Consider the following 946-nt stretch of genomic DNA (forward strand, 5'->3'; position numbering starts at 1 on the left):
GAGATGCCTTGTGCATCCAGAACGTGAGTGATTTCATTGACGATACCTGCACGGTCATTGGAATCGAGACGAAGTTGGAAAATGGTATCTTCTTTGTGTGAGTGAGGCTCTGAATCCACAAATTTAACTACTAGAGTCTGGCAGGCTGAAAACGCTTCTTTCACCGTGTCCGCGTTTTCTTCAGGTAACTCAACTTTTATCACCCCAGCGACTTGGTCTTCAATAAAGTTTACTTTACTGATTAACCATTTGCCTCCGTTTTCATGAGTAACAGCAGCCAGTTGTTTGATAGTCGCCGGTGATGCTTGACCGACAAAGTTAACGATAAACACAGTGTTCATGATGTCCCTCCTGGAATAAGGTTTGGACGCAGTGCGGTGGAACGCATCGCTTAAGTTATTGGAATAAGTCCTTTTCTTCAGTGTAGGTCCTAGGAAGGGGTTATGTTTGATAGAAGTCAATTTTTCACACTAATTCGCGAAGCAAATAATCAAAACAGTGCACTAGATACAAAAAGAGCAGCCGTTTGGCTGCTCTTCATTAATGTAGTTCAATATGGTTGGCTTAGAACGTTACTTTCAGCTCTACGCCGTAAAACTGACTGTCGTAGCTTGCACCTGCGTCCATGGCAAACTTCGCAACATCTTGATTGCCGAACCAAGGTGAGGAGTTGAATTTCAATTCAGCGCTGCCGCCCCATGCGTCAGTCACCCAGTGGTGGATATGACCAACAGGGTTTAGGAAGAAGAGAGAAACGTCGCCTGCAGTTTCTGAACCTAACACTTCGCCGCCATTTGCTACGATGTCTTGCTCTGCTGTTAGCATCATTTCACCCACGACGGCACCAAAGAATGGCGTGATAAAGATGTCCTGCCAAGAAGGGACTTCTGCAAACGCTTCAACACCGTATTCCCAGAAAAAAGTAGACATGGTGGCAGAGTACAAG

At 45.3% G+C, this 946-nt stretch carries 2 protein-coding genes; both read right to left on the reverse strand.

What is annotated here, in order from left to right; genetic code table 11:
- Positions 1-341 (reverse strand): glycine cleavage system protein R (locus R8O11_RS25710; RefSeq protein ID WP_318194673.1); only part of this gene is annotated, 341 nt, incomplete at its 3' end.
- Between the two features lie 223 nt (positions 342-564).
- A partial coding sequence (locus tag R8O11_RS25715) for a DUF3943 domain-containing protein (protein ID WP_318194674.1) occupies positions 565-946 on the reverse strand: 382 nt, incomplete at its 5' end.

The organism is Vibrio sp. 1288, assembly GCF_033344475.1.